Source organism: Rhizobium sp. YJ-22 (assembly GCF_029601685.1).
In the GTDB taxonomy this organism is placed as follows: Bacteria; Pseudomonadota; Alphaproteobacteria; order Rhizobiales; family Rhizobiaceae; genus Metarhizobium.
In genome coordinates, this window is sequence record NZ_JARRIR010000002.1 from 602,530 (window position 1) to 623,974 (window position 21,445).

19 protein-coding genes are annotated in these 21,445 nt (G+C 63.4%); 13 read left to right on the forward strand and 6 right to left on the reverse strand.

Annotation, left to right across the window (positions count from 1 at the left end; genetic code table 11):
- Positions 1-450: 450 nt before the first annotated feature.
- The 3 genes from P7F60_RS07555 (at position 451) to P7F60_RS07565 (ending at position 5,224) form a co-directional block, all read left to right on the forward strand.
- Positions 451-1,812: an NAD(P)-dependent oxidoreductase gene (locus tag P7F60_RS07555; RefSeq protein WP_277917091.1), complete on the forward strand. Its 1,362-nt coding sequence runs from the start codon at positions 451-453 to the stop codon at positions 1,810-1,812.
- A gap of 13 nt (positions 1,813-1,825) precedes the next feature.
- Entirely contained in the window at positions 1,826-3,139 is a 1,314-nt protein-coding gene (gene preA, locus P7F60_RS07560; protein ID WP_277917092.1) for an NAD-dependent dihydropyrimidine dehydrogenase subunit PreA, read from the forward strand.
- Positions 3,140-3,517: 378 nt separating this feature from the next.
- The gene (locus tag P7F60_RS07565) at positions 3,518-5,224 is read left to right on the forward strand and encodes an adenylate/guanylate cyclase domain-containing protein (protein WP_277917093.1); all 1,707 of its coding nucleotides are present in this window, start codon (positions 3,518-3,520) and stop codon (positions 5,222-5,224) included.
- Here the strand turns inward: P7F60_RS07565 and P7F60_RS07570 are convergent.
- The gene (locus P7F60_RS07570; protein ID WP_277917094.1) at positions 5,199-5,840 is read right to left on the reverse strand and encodes a TetR family transcriptional regulator C-terminal domain-containing protein; all 642 of its coding nucleotides are present in this window, start codon (positions 5,838-5,840) and stop codon (positions 5,199-5,201) included. The genes P7F60_RS07565 and P7F60_RS07570 overlap by 26 nt on opposite strands.
- 291 nt (positions 5,841-6,131) lie before the next feature.
- On the opposite strand from P7F60_RS07570, the gene P7F60_RS07575 reads away from it, so the two are divergent.
- From P7F60_RS07575 to P7F60_RS07585, 3 genes are all read left to right on the forward strand, one after another.
- Positions 6,132-7,385: a Zn-dependent hydrolase gene (locus P7F60_RS07575; RefSeq protein ID WP_277917095.1), complete on the forward strand. Its 1,254-nt coding sequence runs from the start codon at positions 6,132-6,134 to the stop codon at positions 7,383-7,385.
- A gap of 133 nt (positions 7,386-7,518) precedes the next feature.
- Positions 7,519-8,973 carry a dihydropyrimidinase gene (hydA, locus tag P7F60_RS07580; RefSeq protein ID WP_277917096.1) on the forward strand — a complete coding sequence of 485 codons (1,455 nt, stop codon included), beginning with the start codon at positions 7,519-7,521 and terminating at the stop codon, positions 8,971-8,973.
- Between the two features lie 2 nt (positions 8,974-8,975).
- A complete protein-coding gene (locus P7F60_RS07585) occupies positions 8,976-9,347 on the forward strand; it encodes a hypothetical protein (protein ID WP_277917097.1) in 372 nt (123 codons plus the stop codon).
- Between the two features lie 23 nt (positions 9,348-9,370).
- Here the strand turns inward: P7F60_RS07585 and P7F60_RS07590 are convergent, their stop codons facing one another.
- Positions 9,371-9,784 (reverse strand): cupin domain-containing protein, encoded by a 414-nt coding sequence (locus tag P7F60_RS07590; protein WP_277917098.1) that lies wholly within the window; start codon positions 9,782-9,784, stop codon positions 9,371-9,373.
- 168 nt (positions 9,785-9,952) lie between these two features.
- Between P7F60_RS07590 and P7F60_RS07595 the strand changes: the two genes are divergently transcribed.
- From P7F60_RS07595 to P7F60_RS07625, 7 genes are all read left to right on the forward strand, one after another.
- Positions 9,953-10,744, forward strand: a complete 792-nt coding sequence (locus P7F60_RS07595) for an ABC transporter ATP-binding protein (RefSeq protein ID WP_277917099.1) — start codon at positions 9,953-9,955, stop codon at positions 10,742-10,744.
- 93 nt (positions 10,745-10,837) lie between these two features.
- A complete protein-coding gene (locus P7F60_RS07600) occupies positions 10,838-11,173 on the forward strand; it encodes a hypothetical protein (protein ID WP_277917100.1) in 336 nt (111 codons plus the stop codon).
- A gap of 2 nt (positions 11,174-11,175) precedes the next feature.
- Positions 11,176-12,060, forward strand: coding sequence for an ABC transporter permease (locus P7F60_RS07605; protein ID WP_277917101.1), 885 nt, complete (start codon positions 11,176-11,178; stop codon positions 12,058-12,060).
- Positions 12,057-12,923: an ABC transporter permease gene (locus P7F60_RS07610; protein ID WP_277917102.1), complete on the forward strand. Its 867-nt coding sequence runs from the start codon at positions 12,057-12,059 to the stop codon at positions 12,921-12,923. The genes P7F60_RS07605 and P7F60_RS07610 overlap by 4 nt, the downstream gene beginning before the upstream one ends.
- 15 nt (positions 12,924-12,938) lie before the next feature.
- Complete coding sequence (locus P7F60_RS07615; RefSeq protein WP_277917103.1) at positions 12,939-13,931, forward strand: ABC transporter substrate-binding protein; 993 nt, start codon at positions 12,939-12,941, stop codon at positions 13,929-13,931.
- A gap of 376 nt (positions 13,932-14,307) precedes the next feature.
- Positions 14,308-15,495, forward strand: a complete 1,188-nt coding sequence (locus tag P7F60_RS07620; RefSeq protein ID WP_277917104.1) for an efflux RND transporter periplasmic adaptor subunit — start codon at positions 14,308-14,310, stop codon at positions 15,493-15,495.
- Positions 15,496-15,510: 15 nt separating this feature from the next.
- Entirely contained in the window at positions 15,511-18,843 is a 3,333-nt protein-coding gene (locus P7F60_RS07625) for an efflux RND transporter permease subunit (RefSeq protein WP_277917105.1), read from the forward strand.
- 58 nt (positions 18,844-18,901) lie between these two features.
- Here P7F60_RS07625 and ureG read toward each other — a convergent pair whose 3' ends face one another.
- The 4 genes from ureG to P7F60_RS07645 all read right to left on the reverse strand — a co-directional run bounded on the left by ureG (position 18,902) and on the right by P7F60_RS07645 (position 21,313).
- Complete coding sequence (gene ureG, locus P7F60_RS07630) at positions 18,902-19,513, reverse strand: urease accessory protein UreG (protein WP_277917106.1); 612 nt, start codon at positions 19,511-19,513, stop codon at positions 18,902-18,904.
- 34 nt (positions 19,514-19,547) lie between these two features.
- Complete coding sequence (locus tag P7F60_RS07635) at positions 19,548-20,249, reverse strand: urease accessory protein UreF (RefSeq protein ID WP_277917107.1); 702 nt, start codon at positions 20,247-20,249, stop codon at positions 19,548-19,550.
- Positions 20,221-20,679, reverse strand: coding sequence for an urease accessory protein UreE (gene ureE / locus P7F60_RS07640; protein WP_277917108.1), 459 nt, complete (start codon positions 20,677-20,679; stop codon positions 20,221-20,223). The genes P7F60_RS07635 and ureE overlap by 29 nt, the downstream gene beginning before the upstream one ends.
- A gap of 94 nt (positions 20,680-20,773) precedes the next feature.
- Positions 20,774-21,313 (reverse strand): peroxiredoxin, encoded by a 540-nt coding sequence (locus P7F60_RS07645; RefSeq protein ID WP_277917109.1) that lies wholly within the window; start codon positions 21,311-21,313, stop codon positions 20,774-20,776.
- Positions 21,314-21,445: the final 132 nt, after the last annotated feature.

Below are 21,445 nucleotides of genomic sequence, written 5' to 3' on the forward strand. Positions count from 1 at the left end.
CCCTCGAAACAGTAAAGGCAGCCAGCGATTGGGGTGCGCTGGCTGCCTTGACACTCACCGGGAGGGGAACCGTGAGTGAAGATCCGAGGGCCCTTGGGGCGCGCATTGGGGTCGATGCGATAAGCCGTCGGATACGAATAAAACGGCGTCTCACCGGAAAGGTTCCGACCCTCGGCCAACTTTTTGAATTTTTTGCGCCGCCGCACTCCTGTTTTCAAAATATGAGTTTTAAAGTATAATTTTAAAACAACGCGATCCCGGTGCTTCCGGTTTGGGCGCTCTCTTGGTCGCTGAAGGCTTGACCTTGAAAAATGCGAGACTTTTCATTCGCATAGATGGGCAGGACGGCCCATCAAAGCTCGCTTCGGTTTAAAATTTTACCGTTTGATAAATAAATTTTCCTGAGTTACGCTCCATATCACTGGCCGTTTACTAAAAGAGGGAACTTCAATGGGACGTCTGGACACTGGGATAAAGGCGAGCCGGCTGTCGCCGGCCGAATACGCCGCCAATTTTTCCGACCTTCACCCGCGCCTCGAGAACCACGAGGCGCTGGTCGCTTCCGATCGCTGCTATTTCTGCTACGACGCGCCGTGCATGACGGCCTGTCCGACCTCGATCGACATTCCGCTGTTCATCCGCCAGATCTCGACCGGCAATCCGATCGGCGCGGCCAACACCATCTTCGACCAGAACATCCTCGGCGGCATGTGCGCCCGCGTCTGTCCCACTGAAACCCTGTGCGAGCAGGCCTGCGTGCGCAACACCGCCGAGCATCGCCCCGTGGAGATCGGTCGGCTGCAGCGTTACGCCACCGACATCGCCATGGAGCAGGGCAAGCAGTTCTATGCCCGGGCGGCCTCGAGCGGCAAACGCATCGCCGTGATCGGCGCCGGCCCCGCCGGCCTCGCCGCCGCCCATCGCCTCGCAGTCAACGGCCACTCGGTCGTCATCTTCGATGCCCGCGAAAAGGCCGGCGGCCTCAACGAATACGGCATCGCCACCTATAAATCGACCGACGACTTCGCCCAGCGCGAGGTGGATTACGTGCTTTCGATCGGCGGCATCGAGGTTAAGCACGGCCAGAAGCTCGGCCGCGACTTCAACCTTGCCGATCTCACCGGCGAATTCGACGCCGTCTTCCTCGGCATCGGTCTTGCCGGCGTCAATGCGCTGCGCACCGAGGGCGAGGAACTGGAAGGCGTGGTCGACGCGGTCGACTTCATTGCGGCGCTGCGCCAGGCGGGAGACAAGGGATCGGTCGAGATCGGCCGCCGCGTCGTCGTCATCGGCGGCGGCATGACGGCGGTCGATGCCGCCGTTCAGGCCAAGCTGCTCGGCGCGGAGGAAGTCACCATCTGCTACCGCCGTGGCAAGGAGCACATGAACGCTTCCGAATTCGAGCAGGATCTCGCCGCATCCAAGGGCGTCATCCTGCGCCACTGGCTGGCGCCGAAGAAGATCATCGCCCGCGACGGCCGCGTCGCCGGCATCGAAGTGGAATATACCGAACTGTCCGAAGGACGTCTTGTTGGCACCGGCGAGACCGGCGTGATCGCGACCGATCAGGTGTTCAAGGCCATCGGCCAGACCTTCGAGGCCTCGGGCCTTGGCCACCTTGCCATGGAAGGCGGCCGCATCGTCGTCGATTCGGACGGCCGCACCTCGATGCCCGGCGTCTGGGCCGGCGGCGACTGCGTCGTCGGTGGCGAGGACCTGACGGTCGCCGCCGTCGCCAATGGCCGCGATGCCGCCGAGTCGATCCACCGCGCGCTGCTGGCCGGTGCGCAGCCAACCGCTGCCGTCGCCTGAAGGGAACACGACCATGGCTGACATTCGCAACAATTTCGTAGGCATCAAATCCCCCAATCCCTTCTGGCTGGCCTCCGCACCGCCCACCGACAAGGCCTACAACGTCGAGCGCGCCTTCAAGGCCGGCTGGGGCGGCGTCGTCTGGAAGACGCTGGGCGAGGAAGGGCCGCCGGTGGTCAACGTCAACGGCCCGCGCTACGGCGCGATCTGGGGCGCCGACCGCCGCCTGCTCGGCCTCAACAATATCGAGCTGATCACCGACCGCGATCTCTACGTGAACCTGCGCGAGATGAAGCAGGTGAAGATGAACTGGCCGGACCGGGCGCTCATCGCCTCGATCATGGTGCCTTGCGAGGAGGAAAGCTGGAAGGCGATCCTGCCGCTGGTCGAGGAGACCGGCGCCGACGGCATCGAGCTGAACTTCGGCTGTCCGCACGGCATGTCCGAGCGCGGCATGGGTGCTGCGGTCGGCCAGGTGCCGGAATATATCGAGATGGTGGTGCGCTGGTGCAAGCAATACACCCGCATGCCGGTCATCACCAAGCTGACGCCGAACATCACCGACATCCGCAAGCCGGCCCGCGCCGCAAAGGCCGGAGGCACCGACGCCGTGTCGCTGATCAACACCATCAACTCCATCGTCTCGGTCGATCTCGACAATTTTGCGCCCAACCCCACCGTTGGCGGCAAGGGCACCCATGGCGGCTATTGCGGCCCGGCGGTCAAGCCCATCGCGCTCAACATGGTGGCCGAGATCGCCCGCGATCCGGAAACCTACGGCCTGCCGATCTCCGGCATCGGCGGCGTCACCACCTGGCGCGACGCGGCCGAATTCCTGGCCCTCGGCGCCGGCAACGTGCAGGTCTGCACCGCAGCCATGACCTATGGCTTCAAGATCGTGCAGGAAATGATCACCGGTCTGTCCGACTGGATGGACGCCAAGGGTCATCGCAGCCTGGACGACATCACCGGCCGCGCCGTGCCGAACGTCACCGACTGGCAGTATCTCAACCTCAACTACATCGCCAAGGCCCATATCGACCAGGATGCCTGCATCAAGTGCGGCCGCTGTCATATCGCCTGTGAGGACACCTCGCACCAGGCGATCACCAGCTTCGTTAATGGCGTGCGCCATTTCGAGGTGATGGAAGACGAATGCGTCGGCTGCAATCTCTGCGTCAACGTCTGCCCGGTCGAGAACTGCATCTCGATGGTCGCCCTCGACGCCGGCGCCCTCGACCAGCGCACCGGTAAAAACGTCGACCCGAACTACGCCAATTGGACGACCCACCCCAACAACCCGATGGCCCGCCAGGCCGCCGAGTAAACCGGACGGCGCCGGCCGCGCGATAGCGGCCGATATTCTGATGGCATAAAATCATCACCGCAAAGCCTCTTCTCCCCTCGGGGAGAAGGTTCGCGGCAGCGGGATGAGGGGGATGCCGAAGGCACATTATCGATGAGGCATTCGGCTTCGCCGCCCCCTCATCCGGCCCTTCGTGCCTCCTTCTCCCCCGAGGGGAGAAGGAGGTGTACGGCACCGGCGTGCCATGGACGGTGCGTTCACGTTACAGCCGCCGGCCTGTGCAGCGGTGCCCCACCGATAAACACATCGTCTCCAAAACGTGCGTTGCCCGCAAACGCGAAGTCGCGGATAAGGAACAGGACGGCAAAAGCCGCCTACGCCGCCAACGGGAATGTCCGCTTGAAGGTTCTTTCCTCGCGCACACGCAAGCGCCTGCATCTGGTGACCGGGCTCTGCCTCGGCCTGTTCCTGCTGACGCATTTTCTCAATCATGCGCTGGGCCTGATCTCCGTCGACGCGATGGAGCAAGCGCGAACGGTCTTCAATCTCCTCTGGCGCAGTGCCCCGGGCACCGTCCTGCTCTACGGCTCGCTGCTGACCCATTTCCTGCTGGCGCTGGAAAGCCTCTATCGCCGCCGGACGTTGCGCATGCCGCTACGCGAGGCGCTGAAAATTCTGTTCGGCCTCACATTCCCGTTCCTGCTCGTCAACCATGTCATCGGCACCCGCATCGAATGGGTACTGACCGGCAGCGGCGACGGCTATTACGATGTCCTGCCGAAGATGTGGGCCGATCCCGCCTTCGCGACCCGGCAGTCGGTGGCACTGCTGCTCGCCTGGTTCCATGGCTGCCTCGGTTTCTGGTTCTGGATACGCGCCCGCGACTGGTATCCGCGCTATGCGCTGTTTCTCTATTCCTTCGCCCTGCTGGTGCCGCTTCTGGCGTTGCTCGGCTTCGCCGCCGGCGCCCGCTCGCTGCCGCCGGCCTCCGACATGTGGTTCAAGCCGCCGCGCAGCGATGCCGAAACGCTGAATGCCATCCGCCTTGCCATCCTCGGCGTCCTCTGGGGCGGCATCGGCGCGACGCTGGTCGCCCGCCTCGTGCCGGTGCGCGGCAAGGTGAAGGTTACCTATCCCGACCGCACCGTCGCGGTGCCGCGCGGTTACAGCGTTCTGGAGGCGAGCCGCGCCGCCGGCATCCCGCATCTTTCGACCTGTGGCGGGCGCGGGCGCTGTTCCACCTGCCGCGTGCGGGTGACCGAGGGGCTAGCGGAACAGCCACCGCCGAATGAAACGGAACAGGCGACCCTCGCCCGTATCCACGCCCCCGACAATGTCCGTCTCGCCTGCCAGCTGCGCATGACCCATGACCTCACCATCGCCCCGGTGCTGGGCGCCGAGAATGTCGGCGTCAAGGTCCAGCCGAGCGTGCAGGAAGCGGCCGGGCGCGAACGGCGCATCGCCGTGCTGTTCTGCGACCTGCGCGATTTCACCCTGATTGCCCAGCAGCGCCTTCCCTTCGATACCGTCTTCTTGCTCAACCGCTATTTCGAGACGGTCGGCGAGGCGGTGGAGGCCTCGGGCGGCGTCATCGACAAGTTCATCGGCGATGGCGCCCTGGCGCTGTTCGGCCTGAAGAACGGCATTGAGGAAGCCAGCCTGCAGGCGCTCAACGCCGCCTCGCGCATCGCCCGCGGCATCGAGGGGCTGAACCGCGGCGTCACCACCGAGCTGGAAAAACCCTTGCGCATCGCCATGGGCATGCATGCCGGCACGGCGATCATCGGCCAGCTCGGCTATGGCCGCGCCTCGTCGCTGACGGCGGTCGGCGATACGATCAATGCCGCCAGTCGCCTCGAAGGTTTCGCCAAGGAATACGATGCGCAGCTCGCGGTCTCGGCCGACGTGTTGCGCTTCGCGGGCCTTGCGAAAGCGGATTGCGAGACCCACGACATTTCCATCCGCGGCCGCTCCGGCACGCTGGAAACGCTGATCGTCCACGATATGTCGGAGCTCGACGGGCTGCTGGCCGAAGCGCAGACCGGGCGGGCGACGGCGGAAACACGCAAGGCCGCGCGGCCTATTCGTGGATTTCGAGCCCCTTGACGAACATGCTTTCGAGGAAACGCGCTGCATCCTCGAAACGCCCCTCGCCGGCCTGATCCTGGCCGAGCACGGCGCGCACCTGCACGTCGAAGTCGGCATAATGCTGGGTCGTCGACCAGATGGCGAAGATCAGGTGGTAGGGATCGCATTTGGCGATCTTGCCGGAATCGGCCCAGGCGCGAATCACCTCGGCCTTTTCGTCGACCAGGCTTTTCAGCGGCCCCTTCAGCTCGTCCTCGATATGGGGAGCGCCCTGCAGCACCTCATTGGCGAACAGCCGGCTTTCGCGCGGAAAATCCCGCGCCAGCTCCAGTTTGCGGCGGATATAGCTGCGGATTTCCTGATGCGGATGGCCGTTGGCGTCGAAGGCGCGCAAGGGGTCGAGCCAGGTATCGAGCACCCGGTCGATCAACGCCCGATGCATGGCGTCCTTGGTGCGGAAATAATAGAGCAGGTTCGGCTTGGACATGCCGGCGACATCGGCGATCTGGTCGATGGTGGCGCCGCGGAACCCGTGCTGTGAAAACACCTCCAGCGCCGCCTCGAGAATCTGTTCTTCTTTCTCTTCCTGAATGCGGGTGCGCCGTTGCGTTTTCGCTGCTCTCGGGATAGCCATGGGCTGCCTGTTTCCGTTTGAAATTCAACCTTTTCAGTCAGCTTTGCTCGCAGGACGGCATTGACGAAATAATGTGCAACTGCCCGTCATTTTGTCGATGAATTTTATCTTTTCCGTCTTGAGTGCTGCTGGAGAAGTTGTAATTTACCATTCGGTCAAATTATCGCCGAAAGGCTGGTAAAGGCAATATCGATTGGGGTCTGGGCGGCAGAAAAGATGCCGCCGACATTCGCATCCGACAACGGCGCAACAATGGCCGGCGGCTTGCGGCAAACTGGTGAGGATGATGACATGGTGGCAGCACCGGGTGAAAACCTGCGCGTAAACGGCGACCGTCTCTGGGACAGCCTGATGGACATGGCCAAAATCGGCCCGGGCGTCGCCGGCGGCAACAACCGCCAGACCCTGACCGATGTCGACAAACAGGGCCGCGATCTGTTCAAGTCCTGGTGCGATGCGGCCGGGCTGACCATGGGCGTCGACAAGATGGGCACCATGTTCGCCACCCGCCCCGGCGCCGATCCCGATGCCCTGCCCGTCTATATCGGCAGCCATCTCGACACCCAGCCGACCGGCGGCAAGTTCGACGGCGTGCTGGGCGTGCTCGCCGGCCTCGAAGTGGTGCGCAGCCTCAACGATCTCGGCATCGAGACCAAGCATCCGATCGTCGTCACCAACTGGACCAACGAGGAAGGCGCCCGCTTCGCCCCCGCCATGGTCGCCTCCGGCGTCTTCGCCGGCGTGCATACGCTCGAATATGCCTATGAGCGCAAGGATCCCGACGGCAAGACGTTTGGCGACGAACTGCAGCGCATCGGCTGGCTCGGCGACGAGGAAGTCGGCGCGCGCAAGATGCATGCCTATTTCGAATATCACATCGAGCAGGGCCCGATCCTCGAAGCCGAGGACAAGCAGATCGGCGTCGTCACCCATGGCCAGGGCCTGTGGTGGCTGGAATTCACGCTCACCGGCCGCGAAGCCCATACCGGCTCGACGCCGATGACAATGCGCGTCAATGCCGGCCTTGCCATGGGCCGCATTCTGGAAGCGGTGCAGACGGTGGCGATGGACAACCAGCCGGGCTGCGTCGGTGGCGTCGGCCAGGTGTTCTTCTCGCCCAATTCCCGCAATGTGCTGCCGGGCAAGGTTGTGTTCACCGTCGATATCCGCTCGCCCGACCAGGCAAAGCTCGACGCCATGCGCGCCCGCATCGAAAAGGAAGCAGCCGCAATCTGCGAAAAGCTCGGCGTCGGCTGTTCGGTGGAGGCGGTCGGCCATTTCGATCCGGTGACCTTCGATCCGAAGCTGGTGGCCTCGGTGCGCAAGGCGGCCGACGATCTTGGCTACAGCCACATGGACATCATCTCCGGCGCCGGCCACGACGCCTGCTGGACCGCCAGGGTGGCGCCGACCGTGATGATCATGTGCCCCTGCGTCGGCGGCCTGTCGCACAACGAGGCGGAGGATATTTCCAAGGAATGGGCCTCGGCCGGCGCCGATGTCCTGCTGCGCGCCGTGCTGGAAACGGCGGAGATCGCGGGGTGACCGATCCGCATCTGTGTCACCGGACACATGTGGCGCGGCATCGCAATAGGACAAGATTGAAGAGGCAGGAACGCTGCCGCATGACATGCGTTGATCTGCCCGGCCGCATAATTCGAAAAAGGGAACAGCGGATATGAGCAAAGTCATCAAGGGCGGAACCATCGTCACCGCCGATCTGACCTACAAGGCGGATGTCAAGATCGAGGGCGAGAAGATCGTCGAGATCGGGCCGAACCTTTCTGGCGACGAGGTGCTGGACGCCACCGGCTGTTATGTCATGCCGGGCGGCATCGATCCGCATGTACACTTGGAAATGCCCTTCATGGGCACCTATTCCGCCGACGATTTCGAAAGCGGCACCCGCGCCGGCCTTGCCGGCGGCACGACCATGGTGGTGGATTTCTGTCTGCCCGATCCCGGCCAGTCGCTGCTCGACGCGCTGAGGCGCTGGGACAACAAGTCGACCCGCGCCAATTGCGACTACTCCTTTCACATGTCGGTGACCTGGTGGGGCGAGCAGGTCTTCAACGACATGAAGACGGTGGTGCAGGACCACGGCATCAACACCTTCAAGCATTTCATGGCCTATAAGGGCGCGCTCATGGTCAACGACGACGAGATGTTCGCCTCGTTCCAGCGTTGCGCCGAACTCGGCGCCCTGCCGCTCGTCCATGCCGAGAACGGCGACGTCGTCGCCGCCATGCAGCAGAAGCTGATGGACGAAGGCAATAACGGCCCTGAGGGACATGCCTATTCGCGCCCGCCGTCGGTCGAGGGCGAGGCGACCAACCGCGCCATCATCATCGCCGACATGGCCGGCGTGCCGCTCTATGTCGTCCACACCTCCTGCGAACAATCCCACGAAGCCATCCGCCGCGCCCGCCAGAACGGCATGCGGGTCTATGGCGAGCCACTGATCCAGCACCTGACGCTCGACGAGGGTGAATATTTCGACAAGGACTGGGACCACGCGGCGCGGCGCGTCATGAGCCCGCCCTTCCGCAACAAGCAGCATCAGGACAGCCTCTGGGCCGGCCTTGCCTCCGGTTCGCTGCAGGTGGTGGCGACCGACCATTGCGCCTTCACCACTGACCAGAAACGCTATGGCGTCGGCGATTTCCGCAAGATTCCCAACGGCACCGGCGGCCTCGAAGACCGCATGCCGATGCTCTGGACCTACGGCGTCGCCACCGGCCGCATCACCATGAACGAATTCGTGGCGGTGACCTCGACCAACATCGCCAAGATCCTCAACGTCTATCCGAAGAAGGGCGCGATCCTCGTCGGCGCCGATGCCGATATCGTCGTCTGGGATCCGAAGCGTTCCAAGACCATCTCGGCCAAGGCGCAGCAATCGGCGATCGACTACAACGTCTTCGAGGGCAAGCAGGTGACTGGCCTGCCGCGCTTCACGCTGACGCGCGGCGCGCTCGCCATCGAGGAAGGCGCGGTCAAGACCCAGGAAGGCCACGGCAAGTTCGTCAAGCGCGAGCCGTTCCAGGCGGTCAACAAGGCCCTGTCGACCTGGAAGGAACTGACGGCGCCGCGCAAGGTCGAGCGCAGCGGCATCCCGGCCAGCGGAGTTTGATCATGATGCGCCGCCCTCTCGCACTTCTGGTTCTGATGGCGGCGCCCACATTGGCGCAGGCCGCAGGCGGGCCGCTCGACGGCAATTACGGAAACAAGGAAGGCTGCATCTACGCCCGCACCGGCGATTCATCCGGCGCAGACGACTTTTTCCTGCTGACGAAGGAAGCACTGACCACGTCCGTCGCCGCCTGCGAGATCAAGAAGATCGGCAAGACGCGCGGCGACACAACTGACGTCACCTTCTCCTGCCAGGCAGAAGGCGAGGATAGCGGCGGCGACATTGCCGGCAAGGTCATCAGGACAGGCAAGGACGCCGTCAAGGTGACGATGGGCGACGGCTCGTCCTACGGACCTTACAAGCGATGCAAATGAGAAGGGTCTGGCGACGAACTCCGCTAATCCGCGCGGCTTTCCAGATCCGGCAGCAGGACGACGCTTTCCTGCTCGCGCGGATCGGTGCGGGCAATGACGGCGCTGCAGGGCTGTGTCGTCGAACGGTTGACCGGCAGATGCGGCATGCCGGCGGGAATGTAGAACATGTCGCCCGCCCTGGTAATGATTCGGTGTTCGAGGTTATGGCCGTAAAAGGTCTCGACTTCGCCGGAGAGCACGAAAACCGCGGTTTCATGGGCCTCGTGCAGATGCGCCTTTGCGCGGCCGCCGGGCGGCACGGTAAGCAGCATCATCGCAATGCCCTTGGCGCCGCAGGACTCGGCGGAAATGCCTTCCAGATAGGAAAAGCCCTGCTTGCCGTCATAGGGCGCGGCCGGGCGGATCAGCTTGCACTCGGAATCGGGGGATGACGACATCGATAATCTCTCCAGGAGTTTGTCAGGGAAAAGTGGAAACCGGTTTTCTCGAAAAGGCAAACGGAAACAAAGAAATTCAGAGTCTGTCAGGTTCAGGGTGACCTGACAGGTTCTCAAGGACAATCACGCGCAGGCCTGGCCGCGTTACAAGAACCATATCGGGGAACCATGCCACTATCCAATGAAACCGTCGTGCGCGCCGAGGAGCTGGGGCTCACCTTCCAGACCAATGACGGGCCGGTGACGGCGCTGACCGGCGTCTCGCTCGACATCCGCAAGGGCGATTTCGTCTCGTTCATCGGCCCCTCCGGCTGCGGCAAGACGACCTTCCTGCGCATCATCGCCGATCTCGAACAGCCGACGTCTGGCCGCATCTCCGTTAACGGCATGACGCCGGAACAGGCGCGCAAGGCACGCGCCTACGGTTATGTCTTCCAGGCCGCAGCCCTTTATCCCTGGCGCACCATCGAGAAGAACATCGCTCTGCCGCTGGAGATCATGGGTTTTTCCAGCGCCGAGAAGAAAGAGCGCGTCGAACGGACGCTGGCGCTGGTCAACCTTTCCGGCTTCGGCAAGAAATATCCGTGGCAGCTTTCCGGCGGCATGCAGCAGCGTGCCTCCATCGCCCGCGCGCTCGCCTTCGATGCCGACCTGCTGTTGATGGACGAACCCTTCGGCGCGCTCGACGAAATCGTCCGTGACCATCTCAACGAGCAACTGCTGAAACTCTGGGCGGCGACCCGGAAGACCATCTGTTTCGTCACCCACTCGATTCCCGAGGCCGTCTATCTCTCGACCAGGATCGTCGTCATGTCGCCGCGCCCGGGGCGGGTGACGGATGTGATCGAATCCACGCTGCCCAAGGACCGGCCGCTCGGCATCCGCGACACGCCGGAATTCCTGGAAATCGCCCATCGCGTCCGCGAAGGCCTGCATGCGGGGCATATCCATGAGGATTGAGAGCGTCCACTGTCCGCGCCATTTTTTCTCGTGGGTCTTTCTCGGGAAAACCGGCTCGCGCGTTTCGCTGACAAACACGGGAAGGAGCCACGCATGAGCCTGCCCTTCCTTCTCTGGCTCTGCGCCTCGACGGCCGCGTTCCTCACGGCCGCCACCGCCTCGCGCACTTATATCGCCACGAGCAACGTCCTGTTCCTCGTCCTGTCGCTCGGCCTCTATTGCATCGGCAACCTGATGATGATCCGGCTGATGCGCGAGGGCGGACTGGCGCTGGCGATCTCCATATCCGCCGTGGTGCAGTTGCTGCTGATCAACTTCATCGCCGTCAGCGTCTTCGGCGAGCGTTTGCCGACGCTACAATTGCTCGGGGTCGCCACCGGCGTCGTGGCGATGGCGCTGATGATGTTCCCCGGCACAGGAAAGGTGTGAGCATGGCGCGCACCGGTTTCTTCAAGGATCACGTCCTGCCGATCCTCACCGTCGTCCTGGCGATCCTGATCGTCTGGCATGTCTTCGTCGTCATCCTCAACGCCCCCTTCGAATACGACCAGGCGGCGCGCGCAGGAATGCCCACCAGCTTCATGGAAGTGCTGCCCAAAACCTTCGCGCAGGAGCGCCCGGTTCTGCCCGCGCCGCACCAGGTCGTCGCCGAACTCTGGGACACCACCATCGACAAGCCGATCACCTCCAAGCGCAGCCTCGTCTACCATGCCTGGATCACGCTCTCGGCAACCTTGCTCGGCTTTGCCATCGGCACGGTGCTCGGCATCGTGCTGGCGGTCGGCATCGTCCATAACCGCGCCATGGACCGCTCGCTGATGCCCTGGGTCATCGCCTCGCAGACGATCCCCATCCTCGCCATCGCGCCGATGATCATCGTCGTGCTGAATTCGATCGGCATCACCGGCCTGCTGCCCAAGGCGCTGATCTCCACCTATCTCTCCTTCTTCCCCATTGTCGTCGGCATGGTGAAGGGGTTGCGCAGCCCGGAGCAGATCCATCTCGACCTGATGCGAACCTATAATGCCAGCGGCGCGCAGGTGTTCTGGAAGCTGCGCTGGCCGGCCTCGATGCCCTATCTGTTCACCTCGCTGAAGATCGCCATCGCCATCTCGCTGGTCGGGGCCATCGTCGGCGAGTTGCCGACCGGGGCGGTCGCAGGCCTTGGCGCGCGCCTGCTCTCCGGCTCCTATTACGGCCAGACGATCCAGATCTGGGCGGCGCTGTTCATGGCGGCCGGCCTTGCCGCCATCCTGGTCGGCATTGTCGGCATGGCGCATACGCAAGTCCTCAAACGCATGGGAGCGCGGCCATGAACCTGCCCATCCTCGCAGCGCTGGCCTTCTGGATCGCCGCCTGGGCCTTCAACGAATGGCTGGTGCGCCAGCGTTTCCGGTCGCCCGCCATGGACCGGGCGGCGCGCATCTTCGTGCCCGTCCTGTTCGGCGTCACCATCCTCATCCTCTGGGAAGGCTTCGTGCGCGGCTTTCAGGTTCCGTCGATCCTGCTGCCTGCGCCGAGCATGATCTGGGCGCGGCTGATCAATTCGCTGCCGACGCTGTGGGCCGATTTCAGCCAGACCTTCCTCAAGTCGGTGATCACCGGTTATGTCGCCGGCTGCGGCCTCGGCTTCGTCGTCGCCATCCTCATCGACCGCTCGCCCTTCCTGCAGAAGGGCCTGCTGCCGATCGGCAATTTCGTCTCGGCGCTGCCAATTGTCGGCGTTGCGCCGATCATGGTCATGTGGTTCGGCTTCGACTGGCAGTCGAAGGTCGCGGTCGTGGTCATCATGACCTTCTTCCCCATGCTGGTGAACACCGTGCAGGGCCTGGCCTCCGCAAGCGCCATGGAGCGCGACCTGATGCACACCTATGCCGCGAGCTGGTGGCAGACGCTCACCAAATTGCGCTTGCCAGCCGCCGGTCCTTTCATCTTCAATGCATTGAAGATCAATTCGACGCTGGCGCTGATCGGGGCGATCGTGGCGGAATTCTTCGGAACGCCCATCGTCGGCATGGGTTTCCGCATCTCCACCGAGGTGGGGCGGAGCAATGTCGACATGGTCTGGGCGGAAATCGCGGTCGCCGCGGTCGCCGGCTCGGCCTTTTATGGTGTGGTCGCGCTCTTCGAGCGGGCCGTGACATTCTGGCATCCGTCTGTCCGTGGTGGACAGGCATAACGAGAGGGAACAGACATGCAGAAAAAAATAATATCGCTGCTTCTGGGAAGCGTCATGTCGCTGTCCGCCGCGCAGGCCATGGCGGCCGACAAGGTGACGCTGCAACTGAAATGGGTGACCCAGGCCCAGTTCGGCGGCTATTACGTCGCCAAGGACAAGGGCTTCTACGAGGAGGAAGGCCTCGATGTCGACATCAAGCCGGGCGGCCCGGATATCGCCCCGCCCCAGGTTCTGGCCGGCGGCGGCGCCGATGTGATCGTCGACTGGATGCCGTCCGCGCTCGCTACCCGCGAAAAGGGCGTGCCGCTCGTCAACATCGCCCAGCCCTACAAGTCCTCGGGCATGATGCTCACCTGTCTCAAGGAGAGCGGCGTCAAGACGCCGGAAGACTTCAAGGGCAAGACGCTCGGCGTCTGGTTCTTCGGCAACGAATATCCATTCCTGTCGTGGATGGCGCATCTGAAAATCCCGACCACGGGCGGCGCCGATGGCGTGACCGTGCTGAAACAGGGCTTCAACGTCGATCCGCTCTTGCAGAAGCAGGCCGCCTGCATTTCGACCATGACCTATAACGAATACTGGCAGGTCATCGATGCCGGCATCAAGCCGGACGACCTGATCACCTTCCAGTACGAGAAGGAAGGCGTGGCGACCCTGGAAGACGGCCTCTACGTGCTTGAAGACAAGCTGAAGGATCCGGCCTTCAAGGAAAAGATGGTCAAGTTCGTCCGCGCTTCGATGAAGGGCTGGAAATATGCCGAGGAGCATACCGACGAGGCCGCCGAAATCGTCCTCGAAAACGACGCCAGCGGCGCCCAGACCGAAAAGCACCAGAAGCGCATGATGGCCGAAGTCGCCAAGCTGACCGCCGGCTCCAACGGCGCGCTTGACGAGGCCGACTATACCCGCACCGTCAAGACGCTGCTCGGCGGCGGCTCCGATCCGGTCATCACCAAGGAGCCCAGCGGCGCCTGGACACATGAGATCACCGACGCCGCACTGAAGTGACGATATGGCAATTTCGTCACATATCTAATGAAAACGCGCGATGGCTTCCATCGCGCGTTTTTACTTTTCAATAACTTAGCGAAAATTCATCGAATCCCTTGATGGCCGGATCACGCAAAAACCGTTGATTTGTGCAGCGCCACCAAGTAGAACACTTGCCGAACGGCAGTATTTGCAATTCTGCGCTTGCGGGTGGTCCAGGCCGTCCCCATCTAGACGCGGAGTGGGAGCGTTGAAGAACGCCTGGAAGCGGGAACCGGTCAGAAGCGGACCCGCCGATCTGAAAAATCGCTGCCCGATCCATGGAAGCACCCGGCTGGCGCGACGCGCACGCGCAACTGGGTGCCGAGTATCTTTTTGCAGGGGTTTTGAGACGATGATCCGCTTCGGTTCGTTGACTATGGCTGCGGTCGCCGCGTTGATGGTGGCAACAAGCCTGCCGGTTCTGGCAGAGGAAACGCCGGCCAAGCCGGCGATGCAAGCGCATCCGGCGATCGTGGTGACGCCGACCACGACGCGTTCGCTCACCGATAAGGCGGTGACCACCGGCACGATCCGCGCCGTCGACGAAGTCTATATCCAGCCGATGGTTGATGGCCTGTCGATCCGCGCCCTGAACGTCGATGTCGGCGACCGGGTCGAGGCGGGCAGCACGCTCGCCGTGCTGAATGACGACGCCTTGCTGCTGCAGAAGAGCCAGTTCGAGGCCAACAAGGCCAAGGCCGAAGCCGGCGTTGCCCAGTATCGCGCCCAGGTGATCGAGGCCGAAGCCAATCTCAAGGACGCCGTCAGCCAGCGCGACCGCCTGGTCCGCCTTGGCAAGAACGGTACGGCCAGCACCTCGCAGGTCGAGCAGGCGGTCGCCGCCGCCGACGTGGCCGAGGCGCGGCTGCAAGCCGCCCGCCAGGCGGTCACCGTCGGTCAGGCCGACATCAAGGTCGTCGACAGTCAGATCGCCGATACCGAGTTGAAGCTCGCCCGCACCGCCGTCAAGACGCCCGTCTCCGGCATCGTCGCCGCCAAGAACGCCAAGGTCGGCGCCATCGCCAGCGGCGCCGGCGAGCCGCTGTTCACCGTCATCGAGGACGGGGCGCTGGAACTGGTTGCCGATGTCGCCGAAGGCGATATCCTGAGGATCAAGACCGGCCAGAAGGCGACGATCGCGCTTGCCGGCAGCCGCGACGTCCTGCCCGGCAGCGTTCGCCTGATTTCCCCCACCATCGATCCCGTGACCCGTCTCGGCACGGTGCACATCGCGCTTGACGACAGCGGCAAGGCGCGCGCCGGTATGTATGGCAGCGCCACCGTCGTCATCGACACCGCCGACGCGCTCGCCCTGCCGCTAACCGCCATCCTCACCGGCAGCGATGGCGAAACCACCGCCCGCAAGATCGAGAACGACACGGTGAAGCAGGTGAAGGTGACGACCGGCATCCAGGACGGCCCCTATATCCAGATTGTCAGCGGCCTTCAGAGCGGCGACGAAGTCGTCGCCAAGGCCGGAGCCTATGTGCGCGACGGCGACAAGATCACGCCGGTCCGCGACGCGGCGCAAACCAATTGACGAGGACCTGACCCGATGAATTTCTCCGCCTGGTCTATCCGAAATCCGATCGCGCCGCTGCTCGCCTTTGGCCTGCTGCTGTTCGTCGGCGTCCAGTCCTTCTACAAGCTGCCGATCACTCGTTTTCCGAACATCGACGTGCCGCTGGTGGCGATCACCGTCACCCAGAGCGGCGCCTCGCCGGCCGAACTGGAAATGCAGGTGACCAAGGAGGTCGAGGACGCCGTCGCCTCGATCACCGGCATCGACGAGATCCAGTCGACGGTCACCGACGGCCAGTCGCAGACTGTCGTCATGTTCCGCATGGAAGTGCCGACCGAACAGGCCGTGCAGGACACCAAGGACGCCATCGACCGCATCCGCAGCGACCTGCCGGCCAATGCCGAAGCGCCCATCGTCACCAAGATCGACGTCGAGGGCCAGGCAATCCAGACCTTTGCGGTCTCGGCCCCCGGCATGTCGCTGGAGGAGCTCTCCTGGTTCGTCGACGATACCGTCAAGCGCGCCCTGCAGGGCCAACCGGGAATCGGTCGCATCGACCGCTACGGCGGCGCCGAGCGCGAGGTGCGCATCGAGCTCAACCCCGACAAGCTGAACGCCTACGGCATCACCGCCGCCGGCGTGAACCAGCAACTGCGCGGCACCAATATCGATCTCGGCTCCGGCCGCGGCCAGGTGGCGGGCGCCGAGCAGGCGATCCGCGTGCTCGGCGACAAGCGTGACGTCGCAGCCCTTGCCGATACCACCATCGCGCTTCCGAACGGCCGCTTCGTCAAGATCTCCGATCTCGGCGCCATCAAGGACACCTATGCGGAGCCGAAATCCTTCTCGCGCTTCGACGACACCCCCGTCGTCACCTTCGGCGTCTTCCGCGCCAAGGGCGCCAGCGAGGTCTCCGTCGCCGAAACCGTGGCCAAGAGCCTCGACAAGGTGCGGGCCGAAAATCCGAACGTGCAGATCGAACTGATCAACGACTCGGTCTACTTCACCTACGGCAATTACGAAGCCGCCATGCACACGCTGGTGGAAGGCGCGCTGCTGGCAATCGCCGTCGTCTTCCTGTTCCTGAGGAACTGGCGCGCGACGCTGATCTCGGCCGTCGCCCTGCCGCTGTCGGCGATCCCGACCTTCTACATCATGGACCTGATGGGTTTCTCGCTGAACCTCGTCAGCTTCCTCGCTTTGACGCTCGCGACGGGCATTCTCGTCGACGACGCCATCGTCGAGATCGAGAACATTGCCCGCCATATCAAGATGGGCAAGACGCCCTATCGCGCGGCGATCGAAGCGGCCGACGAAATCGGCCTGGCGGTGATCGCCACCACCTTCACCATCATCGCCGTCTTCGTGCCTGTCTCGTTCATGCCAGGCATTCCGGGACAATATTTCATCCAGTTCGGCCTGACAGTTGCCTTCTCGGTGTTTTTCTCGCTGATGGTGGCGCGCCTCATCACCCCGATGATGGCCGCCTATTTGATGCGCGCCGAAGACGGGATGGAAGACCATCACGACAATGATGGTCTGCTGATGAAGGGGTACACCAGGCTGGTGCGCGGCACGACCGGGCGCTGGTACACCCGCTATGCGACGCTGCTGGCCGCCATCGGCTTCCTGATCGGCTCGCTGGTTTTGCTCTCGCAGGTTCCCGGCAGCTTCCTGCCGCCGGAAGATGCCTCGCGCATCGTGCTCTCCGTCGAGCTGCCGCCGAACGCGACGCTGGACGAGACCGGCAAGACCACCAAGGCGATCTACGACCGCGTTCACGACATCAACGGCGTCGAGAGTGTCTTCGTGCTCGGCGGCGCCTCACCCAAGGGCGACCTGGAACTGCGGCGCGCCACCGTGACGCTGTCGCTGCAGAAACTCGACCATTCGCTGGTCAAGAAGGTGGTCAACGACGTGCTCGGAAAGCTGCCTGTGGTCGGCCCGATGCTGCCCAAGGTCGAGGTCCATGGACGCGTGCGGCCGCAATGGGATATCGAAAAGGAAGTCTTCGCCAAGCTGCGCGACATTCCGGACGTTCGTATCCTCAAGCTCAACGACCGCGGCGAGCGCGACCTGTCGTTCAACTTCCTGTCCAAGAACGAGAAGGATCTGAACGAGGCCGTCGGCGTGCTCGAATCCAAGCTGCGCGCCGATCCGCTGCTCGCCAATGTCAGTGCCGAAGGCGCCCTGCCCCGGCCGGAGTTGCAGGTTCGCCCGCGTCTCGACCAAGCTGCCCGCCTGGGCATCACGCCGCAGCAGATCTCCGAGACCGTGCGTGTCGCCACCATCGGCGATGTCGATGCGGCGCTGGCGAAAATCTCGCTCGACGACCGCCAGATCCCGATCCGCGTGCAGACCTCGCTCGATTTCCGCCGCGATCTCGCTTCCATCCGGGCGCTGAAGATTCAGACGGCCAGCGGCGGCATGGTGCCGTTGTCGAGCGTCGCCGACATCGATTATTCGGAAGGGGCAAGCTCGATCAAGCGCAACAACCGCAATCGCGTCGTCGCCATCGGTTCCGATCTGCCGCAGGGTGTCGCGCTGGATTCGGCCTCGGCGCGCTTCCGCGAGATCGTGAAGGAGGCCAACCTGCCGCCGACCGTGCAGCTTGCCGAAAGCGGCGACACCAAGGTGCAGCAGGAAATGCAGCAGAGCTTCGTCAACGCCATGTTGATGGGCCTGATGCTGGTGCTGACCGTGCTGATCCTGCTGTTCAAGGACGTGATCCAGCCGTTCACAATCCTGTTCTCGCTGCCGCTCGCCATCGGCGGCGTCGCGCTTGGCCTGATCGTCACCAGCAATCCGCTGTCGATGCCGGTGCTGATCGGCATCCTGATGCTGATGGGCATCGTTACCAAGAACGCCATCCTGTTGGTCGATTTCGCCATCGAGATGCGTCGCCACGGCATGGAGCGCGTCGAGGCCATGGTCGAGGCCGGCCGCAAGCGCGCCCGCCCGATCATCATGACCTCGATCGCCATGTCGGCGGGCATGTTGCCCTCGGCGCTCGGTGTCGGCGAAGGCGGCTCGTTCCGCGCGCCGATGGCGATTGCCGTGATCGGCGGCATCATCGTCTCGACGGTGCTGTCGCTGGTGGTCGTGCCCTCCTTCTTCCTGATCATGGACGACCTTTCGCGCCTGCTCGGCTGGGTTTTCGGCCGCCTCGTCGGCAAGAAGGACGAGGAGCAGTTGCCGCTGTCGCGCGAGGAACTGTCCTCCGCCGTCAGCGAAAACCAGCAGACGCTGGCGACCGTCGAGGAACGTCTCGCCTATCTGGAAAAACAATCGAGGGCGCAGGCCAAGGACGGCCAGGACCACCCGACCAGCAACGTCGTGCGCCTGCCGCCGCTGGCCGCAGAGTAAGGGAAATGGAAAACGCCGGGTCGAAAGCCCGGCGTTTTGTTTTCGGTGATGAACTGAATTAAAGACCGCCCTGTTCTTTCAGAAAGGCGACGATGGTATCGACGCCCGCACCTCGCTTCAGGTCGGTGAAGACGAAAGGACGGGATGCCCGCATGCGGTCGGCATCGCCACGCATCACTTCGAGATCGACTTCGACATAAGGCGCGAGATCCATCTTGTTGATCACCAGCAGGTCGGAGCGGGTGATGCCCGGCCCGCCCTTGCGCGGAATTTCCTCGCCTTGGCAGACGGAGATGACATAGATCGTCAGGTCGGCGAGATCGGGCGAAAAGGTCGCGGCCAGATTGTCGCCGCCGGATTCGATGAAGACGACATCAAGATCAGGGAAGCGGCTGTTGAGATCGGCGATTGCCTGCAGATTGATCGAGGCATCCTCGCGAATGGCGGTGTGCGGGCAGCCGCCGGTCTCGACGCCGAGGATGCGGTCGGAGGTCAGCGCCTGCATGCGCACCAGCGCCTCGGCATCCTCCTTGGTGTAGATGTCGTTGGTGACGACAGCGACGGAAAAGTGTTCGCGCATCGCCTTGCACAATTTCTCGGTCAGCGCCGTCTTGCCCGAGCCCACTGGCCCGCCGATCCCGACCCGAAGCGGTCCGTTTTGCGATTTCATCGAAATATCCTCGATCTTTCAAACATAGAGCGTTTCACGAGCGGAACAGCCGCGTCCCCTGCATCTCATGGCGCAGCGACACGATCTCGGCATGGATCATGGCGCTGCCGAGATCGTCGAGCGTCGAAGCCGCCGCCCGCGTCGCAATCGCCCCGATCCCCTCTTCCAGCCCGGCGAGAATGGCAACGCCATCGCGCTGGCCGATAGCGCCAAGGCGGATGCCGGCGGAGACAAGCTGCGAGGCGAGGCTGTGCAGGAACGCCGCCAGCGCTTGCCGCAGCGCCACCCCATGCGCCGCCGCGACAACGCCAACGGCCACCGGATAGGCCGTGCCCGAAGCCAGCCCGTCGAGCACCGCTTGCGGCCAGGCGCGCGCGGCGGTCACAAAGGCATCGCCGAGCAGCGTGGTTTCCGCATGGCGCTCGCGTGAGCCGGCCAGCGCCGCCGCCAGTTCCCGCACCGCCGCCAGCCTTTCGGCATCCGCGACGGCATGAAAGGCTTCGGCCAACAGCACCGCATCGTTCCAGCCGCTGCCGCGTTCCAGCAGCAGGGCGATCCAGGAACGCAGCGTCTCCGCATCGCCAACCAGCCCGTCCCCGACCGCCCGCTCCAGCCCGCCAGAATAAGCAAAAGCCCCGACCGGAAAGGCCGGCGAAAGCCAGGTCATCAATCGCAGCAGGCTTTGCGTTTCGGGGACGCTGCCGGCCTCAATCATGGTGATGGTGGCTATGCCCATGACTGTGGTAGGCGCCGCGCACCGGCTGGAACGGTTCTTCCACATCCTTCACCGTCGCGCCCAGGCCTTCGAGCATGGCGCGGATGACGTGGTCGCGCAGGATGAGGATGCGCTCTTCCTCGATCTGGGCGCCGAGATGGCGATTGCCAAGATGCCAGGCAAGCTCGATCAGGTGCAGCCGGTCGCGGGCGCGGATCTCGAACAGTTTTTCCGGGGCGGCATGGATCTCGATATAGTCGCCGTTTTCCAGCTGCAAGCGGTCGCCATGGGCGAACAGCACCGGCTCCTTGAGATCGAGCATGACCATGTCGCCGGTTTCGAGATGCAGCACCTTGCGGCGCAGATGGCGCAGGTCATGGGCCAGGACGACGATACCGACAGGCGGATCGGAGGGCGTGCCGGCGGGGAGATAAGAGGTGACGCGTTGCATGAGGAACCCCGTGATTGTCGTCCCTCAGGATGCCGGATGCATCGCCGCACTGCAATAAAAAACCCCGGTGAAAACCGGGGTTTGTCGTTCTCAATCAGGCTGCCTTGCGGGCGCCCTGCAGCGCGGCCAGAATGTTCTGCGGCGCGGAAACGCCGTAGGGATCCGACTCGCAATTGTCGGCATATCCCTCTTCCTCGAACCACTGCTCGACGGTACCGTCATCGATGACGGCGGCATAGCGCCAGGAGCGCATGCCGAAGCCGAGATTGTCCTTGGCGACCAGCATACCCATCTTGCGGGTGAATTCGCCCGAACCGTCCGGGATCAGCTTGACGTTTTCCAGGTTCTGCGACTTGCCCCAGGCATTCATCACGAAAGCGTCGTTGACCGAGATGCAGTAGATGTCGTCGATGCCTTCGGCGCGGAAATCCGCCGTGAGCTTTTCGAAATCGGGAAGCTGGTAGGTCGAGCAGGTCGGCGTGAAGGCGCCCGGCAGCGAGAACAGAACGACGCGCTTGCCGGCGAAATAATCGTCGCTGGTCTTGTCTTCCCACCGGAAGGGATTGGGGCCGCCCACGGCCTCGTCACGAACGCGGGTGCGGAAGGTAACGGCGGGAACTTTTCTGCCCAGCATGATGATCTCCTTGAAAACTGACGCGCGGCACAGGTCCCGTGGGAGTTGCCGCAATTGCGTTTTCGTTTTCGTAGCGAAGAATCTCCCGCACTGCAGCATCAAAAATGTCGCACATAGCAGCTATGCGCCATG

Coding starts and splice junctions, on each gene's coding strand:
- P7F60_RS07555 (WP_277917091.1), top strand. CDS start 451: ATGGGACGTCTGGACACTGGGATAAAGGCGAGCCGGCTGTCGCCGGCC.
- preA (WP_277917092.1), top strand. CDS start 1,826: ATGGCTGACATTCGCAACAATTTCGTAGGCATCAAATCCCCCAATCCC.
- P7F60_RS07570 (WP_277917094.1), bottom strand. CDS start 5,840: ATGGCTATCCCGAGAGCAGCGAAAACGCAACGGCGCACCCGCATTCAG.
- P7F60_RS07575 (WP_277917095.1), top strand. CDS start 6,132: ATGGTGGCAGCACCGGGTGAAAACCTGCGCGTAAACGGCGACCGTCTC.
- hydA (WP_277917096.1), top strand. CDS start 7,519: ATGAGCAAAGTCATCAAGGGCGGAACCATCGTCACCGCCGATCTGACC.
- P7F60_RS07585 (WP_277917097.1), top strand. CDS start 8,976: ATGATGCGCCGCCCTCTCGCACTTCTGGTTCTGATGGCGGCGCCCACA.
- P7F60_RS07590 (WP_277917098.1), bottom strand. CDS start 9,784: ATGTCGTCATCCCCCGATTCCGAGTGCAAGCTGATCCGCCCGGCCGCG.
- P7F60_RS07595 (WP_277917099.1), top strand. CDS start 9,953: ATGCCACTATCCAATGAAACCGTCGTGCGCGCCGAGGAGCTGGGGCTC.
- P7F60_RS07600 (WP_277917100.1), top strand. CDS start 10,838: ATGAGCCTGCCCTTCCTTCTCTGGCTCTGCGCCTCGACGGCCGCGTTC.
- P7F60_RS07605 (WP_277917101.1), top strand. CDS start 11,176: ATGGCGCGCACCGGTTTCTTCAAGGATCACGTCCTGCCGATCCTCACC.
- P7F60_RS07610 (WP_277917102.1), top strand. CDS start 12,057: ATGAACCTGCCCATCCTCGCAGCGCTGGCCTTCTGGATCGCCGCCTGG.
- P7F60_RS07615 (WP_277917103.1), top strand. CDS start 12,939: ATGCAGAAAAAAATAATATCGCTGCTTCTGGGAAGCGTCATGTCGCTG.
- P7F60_RS07620 (WP_277917104.1), top strand. CDS start 14,308: ATGATCCGCTTCGGTTCGTTGACTATGGCTGCGGTCGCCGCGTTGATG.
- P7F60_RS07625 (WP_277917105.1), top strand. CDS start 15,511: ATGAATTTCTCCGCCTGGTCTATCCGAAATCCGATCGCGCCGCTGCTC.
- ureG (WP_277917106.1), bottom strand. CDS start 19,513: ATGAAATCGCAAAACGGACCGCTTCGGGTCGGGATCGGCGGGCCAGTG.
- P7F60_RS07635 (WP_277917107.1), bottom strand. CDS start 20,249: ATGGGCATAGCCACCATCACCATGATTGAGGCCGGCAGCGTCCCCGAA.
- ureE (WP_277917108.1), bottom strand. CDS start 20,679: ATGCAACGCGTCACCTCTTATCTCCCCGCCGGCACGCCCTCCGATCCG.
- P7F60_RS07645 (WP_277917109.1), bottom strand. CDS start 21,313: ATGCTGGGCAGAAAAGTTCCCGCCGTTACCTTCCGCACCCGCGTTCGT.